Genomic DNA, 6,614 nt, shown 5'->3' on the forward strand with positions numbered 1-6,614 from the left:
GCGAAGCAAGGTAAAATCGGAGCAAAATCAGGATGCTCCGAAAAATCGGCGAGCAATATCACGCGGTCCCGTAGCTCAGCTGGATAGAGCGGCGGTTTCCTAAACCGTAGGTCGCATGTTCGAGTCATGCCGGGATCGCCATTTTCTCAATTTGATCGGATTACCCGTCCGGCGTTGCAACACTGACGCGCGCCGTACTAGTGATGTCGCCCGTGAATGAGCCCGGCAAACGTTCCGCAGGCACCTACGAGCTCCTAAACCGATCCGGATGTCGTCGTCTGTCATTCGCGCGGCGTGAGGTGAAGTTCGAGGAGCGCCATTCTTTGCAGCTCGGCCACATCCTGCACTCCGGATTGCGCGGTGCGAAGGATCGACTCCGCCAAGGCGGTGACGTGTCCCGAGCTGACCGGCTCCGGCAATGTTGCGACGGCCTGTTCGAGGGCCGCGCCCATGATCTCGATCACTTCCGGAGAAAATGCCGCGTCAGAAAAATTCCTCATTTTCGCGACCTCCCGCCAGAGGTACACAACTGTTCATGAATTTATGAATAATCGGATTCGGTAACCAAACGCGAGAAGAATCCTTGGTTCCAATCGAATGAGAAACATATCCAAAGGCCGGAACACTTCCCCGGCGTGACGGTTGCGCGATGAATGCCGACAATGCGCAGAAACTGAAGATCGAGGTTGCGAAGGCCGGGGCTGTTTCGGCGCTGCTGCTCCGCCCTGATAGCTTGCGCGCCTGCTTCGTCTTCGCCCATGGCGCAGGAGCGGGGATGACGCATCCCTTCATGCAGGCCTTTGCGGAAGGTCTTTGCGCGCGAGGCATTGCTACCCTGCGCTATCAGTTCCCCTATATGGAGAAAGCCGGCAGACGGCCCGACCCGCCGGCGATCGCGCACGCAACCGTCCGCGCCGCGGTGACCGAAGCGGGGCGACATTGCCCGGGCCTGCCGCTGATCGCGGGCGGAAAATCGTTCGGCGGCCGCATGACCTCGCAGGCGCAGGCGGCGGCTCCTCTGGAGGGCGTCCGCGGACTTGCGTTTCTCGGCTTTCCGCTGCATCCGGCAGGCAAACCTTCGACCGATCGCGCCGGGCATCTCGCCGACATCCATGTCCCGATGCTGTTCCTGCAGGGGACGCGCGACACCCTTGCCGAGGCGGCGCTGATCGAGGGCGTGGTCGAACGCCTCGCTCCATCAGCGAGGCTGCATCTCGTCGATGCTGCCGATCATTCCTTCCATGTGCTGGCGCGCTCGGGGCGCAATGATCGCGATGTCCTTCGCGAAATTCTGGATGCGTTCGCAGACTGGACGGAGGCGATCTGAAAATTGACGATTGAGCCGAAGCGGGGCCGTCCGCTTCACCCTCCCCTTGAGGGGGAGGGTCGATCGCGAATGCAATGAGCGAGCGGGGTGGGGTGATCCTTCTCAATTAGCTCACCCCACCCCGTCTTACATTCGCTTTCGCTCATGTGAGCCGACCCTCCCCCTCCAGGGGAGGGTGGCGGCGGCGCTGGGCTTAATTTAACGGAACAGGGGTCGTTCGGGGGGTCGCTCAGCAGCCGCGGCAGATGCTGTGGATCTGGCGGTTGAGCGCCTCGTCCTCGTGCTTCATCTGCTGCAGCTGTTCCATGAGCTTCGATTCGCGAGGCGGTTCGGGCTTCCGCCTGGCGGCGAGTTCCGCTTCCTGGCGCTGATAACAGGCCTCCCGCTCGGGCCTGGCCTGGATGAACCGGCATTGCTCCACTGCCAGAGCCGGCGGCGTGACGAATGCGAGCGCAAGCACGGCGGCGGCGAGAATCTTCAGGCGCATGATGCGGAATCCGGTTTCGGTCATCGGGTTTGCGGAGGGACAGCTTGCCGGTTGGCCGGAGACGCGGCCATTGCATTGGCGATGAGAGAGTGTCGTCATTGCGAGGCGTGAAACGACGAAGCAATCCAGTTGCCGAGAAACACTGGATTGCTTCGCTTGCGCTCGCAATGACGCGGAGCGAGCTGCGAAGCTGTTCACGCGTTGCCGCGGTCCTCGCGGAACAGGTCGAGCTTCTGCTGCACCGGGCGATCCGAGAAGCTGAACAGCACCGAATCCGCCTCGGCCTCGTGCGTCACCCAATGCCAGCTCGGCACCACGAACAGATCGCGCGGTCCCCATTCGAAGGTCTGTTCGCCGATCCGGGTGCGCCCCTTGCCCTCGATCGCCGCGAACACGGTGGCGTCGGTGGAACGATAGCGCGCGGTCTTGAAGCCCTTCGGCAGCAACTGGATGAAGGTGCCGATCGTCGGCATCGCGTAGTCGCCGGTCTCGGGATTCGAGAATTTCAGCTTCAGTCCGTGGCAGGCGTCCCATTCGTCACGCAGCCTTGCGGTCTCCAGCGCCTCGCGCGTGTAGGAATAGGGGTAGTTGAAAATCGGCGAAGTCTTCGATGTCCGCCTTTCATCGACCGGCAACAGATTGTGGCCATAGCGCGCAAAGCTGTCGCCGGCAGCGCGGGTGATCTTCTGCTGGTCTTCCTTGAGGCCTTCCGCAAAGGAGGCATCGAAGAACTGCACCATCGGGATGTCGAGGCCGTCGAGCCAGAACATCGGTTCGGAGGTTTCGTTGGAATGATCGTGCCAGGTCATCGACGGCGTGATCACGAAATCGCCGGGCGACATCGCGGTGCGTTCGCCGTCGACCGAAGTATAGGCGCCGTTACCCTCGAGCACGAACCGCAGCGCCGACTGGCTGTGCCGATGCGCGGGCGCGACATCGCCGGGGATCACCATCTGCACGCCGGCGAACAGCGAGGTCGTGATCTTGGATTGGCCGCGCAGGCCCGGATTTTCCAGCACCAGCACGCGACGTTCGGCTTCCTTGGCGGTGATCAGCTTGCCCGCTTCGGTCATGTAGTCGCGGATCGCGTCGAACTTCCACAGATGCGGGCGGCACGCGCTCTTCGGCTCCGGCGTGATCAGGTCGCCGAGCACGTTCCACAGCGCGGAAAGATTCTCGCCGTCGATCTTCCTGTAGAAAGCCTCGCGCTCTGGCGTCCTGGTTACGGCTTCCATGGCCGACCTCCCTTGTTTCTCGTTCGCGGTTCTCGTTGCAAGATTGACAGTATACTTACAATATGGCTATCGTCAATGGCAGGAAAAGCTGACGATAACAAATCGGCGATCCACGCCGTCGGGGCATTCAAGACGTGGATGCCACATCTGGCGCGAAGACGCGCGGAGCCTGTCATCGGGCCGCGCTTTTGCGTGGACCCGTTGGCGCTCTTGCGCGGGCGTGACGAGCGAGAACGTCAGGAAGCAAAAGGGGAGGCCGAAACATGAGGCTGCACGGCTATTTCCGCAGCAGCGCGTCCTACCGGGTCAGAATAGCGTTGAACCTGAAAGGGTTAGGCGCGGAACAGCTGACGCATCATTTGCGCAAGGGCGAGCAGCGCGATCCCGCTTATCTCGCGCTTAACCCACAAGGGCTGGTTCCCACCTTGCAGGACGACCGCGGCGCGGTCCTGACCCAGTCGCTCGCCATCATCGAGTGGCTGGACGAAATCCACCCCCACCCGCCGCTGTTACCGAAGGATCCGTTGCGCCGCGCCCTTGTGCGGGCGTTTGCGCAGGTGCTCGCCTGCGACACCCATCCCGTCCAAAACCTCAAGGTGCTTGCGCGGCTGCGCGAGCTCGGTTTGCCAGAAGAGCGGGTGACCGCCTGGGCGGCCTGGGCCAATCGCGAGGGGCTGTCGGCTTGCGAGAAACTGATCGCCAACGAAGCCGGTCCGTTCTGCTTCGGCGATGTCCCCTCGCTCGCCGATCTTTGCCTGGTGCCGCAATTGGGCAATGCGCGGCGATTCGGAGTCGATGTCGCGGCCTTTCCGCGCCTCCTCAAGGCGGAAGCAGCCGCGAAAAGCCTCAAGGCGTTCGCCGACGCCGCACCGGAGCGACAGGCAGATGCCGAATAAGCCGGTCACGATGGATGCGGTCTACACCGCGCCGGGTTATCTGTTTCGCCGGATGCAGCAGATCGCGGTCGCGCTGTTCATGGAGGAGTGCAAGGCCTTCGATCTGACTCCGGTGCAATATGCGGCGCTGATTGCGATCCGCACCCATCCCGGCATCGATGCCACGCGGCTTTCCGCCGTGATTGCCTTCGACCGTTCGACGCTTGGCAGCGTGATCGAGCGTCTGGAGGCGAAAAAATTCGTCGAGCGCAAGCCTGCGCCCGAGGACAAACGGGTCAAGCTGCTTTACCTGACCCGGAGTGGCGCCGGTGTCTTGCGTGAAATCATGCCGTCGGTCGATCGCGCGCAGGCAAGGATGCTGCAGCCCCTGAAACCGGCCGACCGCAAGACGCTGCTCATGCTGCTCGAACAACTGGTCGACCTCAACAACGAAGCCTCGCGGGTGCCGCTGCGCGCCGAAGATGCGCTGGAGCATCTGGTGTCCCGGTCCTGACATTCGCAATATGATCTCATCTCTTTATTTTAGCATGATCTATTCGGAAAACCGGTTTCCACTTTTCCGGATCATGCTCTAGGAAAGGCGAGCTGATGGCGGACAAGGCGGCGCGGGCAGTCCTGATCGCGGGCGGCGGCATCGGCGGCCTTGCCACAGCACTCGGCCTCGCTCAGAAAGGCGTTCGCTCGATCCTGCTGGAAAAAGCCGCCACTCTCGGCGAAATCGGCGCCGGCATCCAGCTTGGGCCGAACGCTTTCCATGCTTTCGATTATCTCGGCGTGGGCGAAGCGGCGCGCCGCATGGCGGTTTACATCGATCAGCTCCGGCTGATGGATGCGCTGACGGCGGAAGAGATCACCCATGTCGATCTGGGCGATGCCTTCCGCTCGCGCTTTGGCAATCCTTACGCGGTCGTGCATCGCGGCGATTTGCACGGCGTTTTCCTCAAAGCCTGCCGCGACAACGAACTTATCGAGTTGCGTGTCAGTTCGGAGGTCGTGGGCTATGATCAGGACACCTCGTCGGTTACCGCCCGCCTTGCCTCCGGCGAACGCGTCACCGGCTCACTGCTGATCGGCGCGGACGGGCTGTGGTCGAATGTCCGCAAGCAGGTCACCGCTGACGGCGCGCCGCGGGTCTCGGGCCACACCACCTATCGCTCGGTGATCCCGACCGAGGAGATGCCCGAAGACCTGCGCTGGAATGCGGCGACGTTATGGGCCGGCCCGAAATGCCACCTCGTGCACTATCCGCTCTCGGGCTGGAAGGTGTTCAACCTGGTCGTCACCTATCACAACGACGCACCGGAGCCTGTAGCCGGAAAGCCGGTGTCGGAAGAAGAAGTCTTGCGGGGTTTTTCGCACATCCACCAGCGCGCGCAGAGCATCATCCGTCACGGCAAGAACTGGAAGCTGTGGGTATTGTGCGACCGCGATCCGACGCAACGCTGGGTCGATGGACGCGTCGCGCTGCTCGGTGATGCCGCCCACCCGATGCTGCAATATTTCGCGCAAGGCGCCTGCCAGGCGCTGGAAGACGCGGTGTGCCTGTCGCACATGCTGGGCAGCCATCCCGATGATTTTGCCACCGCGCTGGAAAAATACCGCGTGCAGCGCTTTCCCCGCACCGCGCGCGTGCAACTGCTCTCCCGCGCCATCGGCGAGCACATCTACCACCCTTCAGGCGAACACGCCCGCATCCGCAACGCCATCATGAGCGCGAAGTCGTCCGAGGACTGGTATCGCGATCTCGCCTGGCTTTATGGTGGGACGGGGTTGGGGGAATGAGGGTCAAAACCTCCGCCGTCGTCCCTGCGAAAGCAGGGACCCATAACCACCGGCGGTGGTGATCTAGGAAAGCCGTCGAACAGCACCCGTCAAAACAATGCCGCGGCGTATGGGTCCCTGCTTTCGCAGGGACGACGCTGAGTTTGTTAAAGCGTATGAAATCCTACACCCGCAACAACGCTTGCCTGTCGATCTTGCCTGTGCCGGTCTTCGGCAATTCGTCGATGAATTTCACCTCGCGCGGATATTTGTAGGGCAACAGTTTTGCCTTCACGAAATCCTGTAGCATCGTTGTCGCGTCACCTTCGTCGAACGCTTGGCTGTTCAAGACCACGACGGCCTTTAGCGTCATCCGCCGGTCCGGCAGCTCGACGGCGAACACCGCGCATTCGCGCACGTCGGGGTGCTCGGCGAGGCACAGCTCGACTTCGAGCGGATAGACCCACTGGCCGGAAATCTTGATCAGATCATCGGCGCGGCCGCGGAAGAAATAAAACCCTTCCGAATCGCGAACGAAGCGGTCGCCGGTGTAGATCCACCCCGCCTCGCGGATGGTTTCGGCCGACTTGTCCGGCCGGTTCCAGTACAGCGGCGTGTTGGAATCACCGCGCACCCACAGGATGCCCTCCTCGTTATCTCCGACGTCGCGGCCGTCGCTGTTTCGCAACGCGATTTCGTAGCCGGGCACGCGGAGCCCCGCGGCGCCGAGCTTTTTCTGCTCCGGGCGGTTGCTGAGGTAAATGTGCAGCACTTCCGTGGAGCCCAGCCCCTCGACGATCTCAAGACCGGTCATCGTCTTCCAGCCGTTGAAGACTTCGGCGGACAACACTTCGGCGGCCGACAGCGCGAGCCGCAGCGAGGAAAAATTGGCATCCACCGCGCCTTCG

8 protein-coding genes and 1 tRNA gene are annotated in these 6,614 nt (G+C 62.2%); 5 read left to right on the plus strand and 4 right to left on the minus strand.

The window, feature by feature from the left end; genetic code table 11:
- Positions 1-64: 64 nt before the first annotated feature.
- Positions 65-141 (plus strand) — tRNA-Arg (locus VNX23_RS18815).
- A gap of 140 nt (positions 142-281) precedes the next feature.
- Here the strand turns inward: VNX23_RS18815 and VNX23_RS18820 are convergent.
- Positions 282-500 carry a hypothetical protein gene (locus tag VNX23_RS18820; protein ID WP_325632441.1) on the minus strand — a complete coding sequence of 73 codons (219 nt, stop codon included), beginning with the start codon at positions 498-500 and terminating at the stop codon, positions 282-284.
- A 149-nt stretch (positions 501-649) separates the two neighbouring features.
- Between VNX23_RS18820 and VNX23_RS18825 the strand changes: the two genes are divergently transcribed.
- Positions 650-1,327, plus strand: a complete 678-nt coding sequence (locus VNX23_RS18825; protein WP_325632443.1) for an alpha/beta family hydrolase — start codon at positions 650-652, stop codon at positions 1,325-1,327.
- A 229-nt stretch (positions 1,328-1,556) separates the two neighbouring features.
- On the opposite strand, the gene VNX23_RS18830 is transcribed toward VNX23_RS18825, so the two are convergent.
- Together VNX23_RS18830 and gtdA are read right to left on the minus strand one after the other, a co-directional pair.
- Complete coding sequence (locus VNX23_RS18830; protein ID WP_325632444.1) at positions 1,557-1,838, minus strand: hypothetical protein; 282 nt, start codon at positions 1,836-1,838, stop codon at positions 1,557-1,559.
- Positions 1,839-2,008: 170 nt separating this feature from the next.
- Positions 2,009-3,049, minus strand: a complete 1,041-nt coding sequence (gtdA, locus tag VNX23_RS18835; RefSeq protein WP_325632445.1) for a gentisate 1,2-dioxygenase — start codon at positions 3,047-3,049, stop codon at positions 2,009-2,011.
- 263 nt (positions 3,050-3,312) lie between these two features.
- Between gtdA and maiA the strand changes: the two genes are divergently transcribed.
- The 3 genes from maiA (at position 3,313) to VNX23_RS18850 (ending at position 5,727) form a co-directional block, all read left to right on the plus strand.
- Positions 3,313-3,945, plus strand: a complete 633-nt coding sequence (gene maiA / locus VNX23_RS18840; RefSeq protein ID WP_325632447.1) for a maleylacetoacetate isomerase — start codon at positions 3,313-3,315, stop codon at positions 3,943-3,945.
- Positions 3,935-4,438: a MarR family transcriptional regulator gene (locus VNX23_RS18845; protein ID WP_325632448.1), complete on the plus strand. Its 504-nt coding sequence runs from the start codon at positions 3,935-3,937 to the stop codon at positions 4,436-4,438. The genes maiA and VNX23_RS18845 overlap by 11 nt, the downstream gene beginning before the upstream one ends.
- A 95-nt stretch (positions 4,439-4,533) precedes the next feature.
- Positions 4,534-5,727: a 3-hydroxybenzoate 6-monooxygenase gene (locus VNX23_RS18850; protein WP_325632450.1), complete on the plus strand. Its 1,194-nt coding sequence runs from the start codon at positions 4,534-4,536 to the stop codon at positions 5,725-5,727.
- A 163-nt stretch (positions 5,728-5,890) separates the two neighbouring features.
- Here VNX23_RS18850 and VNX23_RS18855 read toward each other — a convergent pair.
- Positions 5,891-6,614 (minus strand): AMP-binding enzyme (locus VNX23_RS18855; protein WP_325632451.1); only part of this gene is annotated, 724 nt, incomplete at its 5' end.

Origin of the sequence: Bradyrhizobium sp., from assembly GCF_035570375.1 — a bacterium.
Classification (GTDB): domain Bacteria; phylum Pseudomonadota; class Alphaproteobacteria; order Rhizobiales; family Xanthobacteraceae; genus Bradyrhizobium.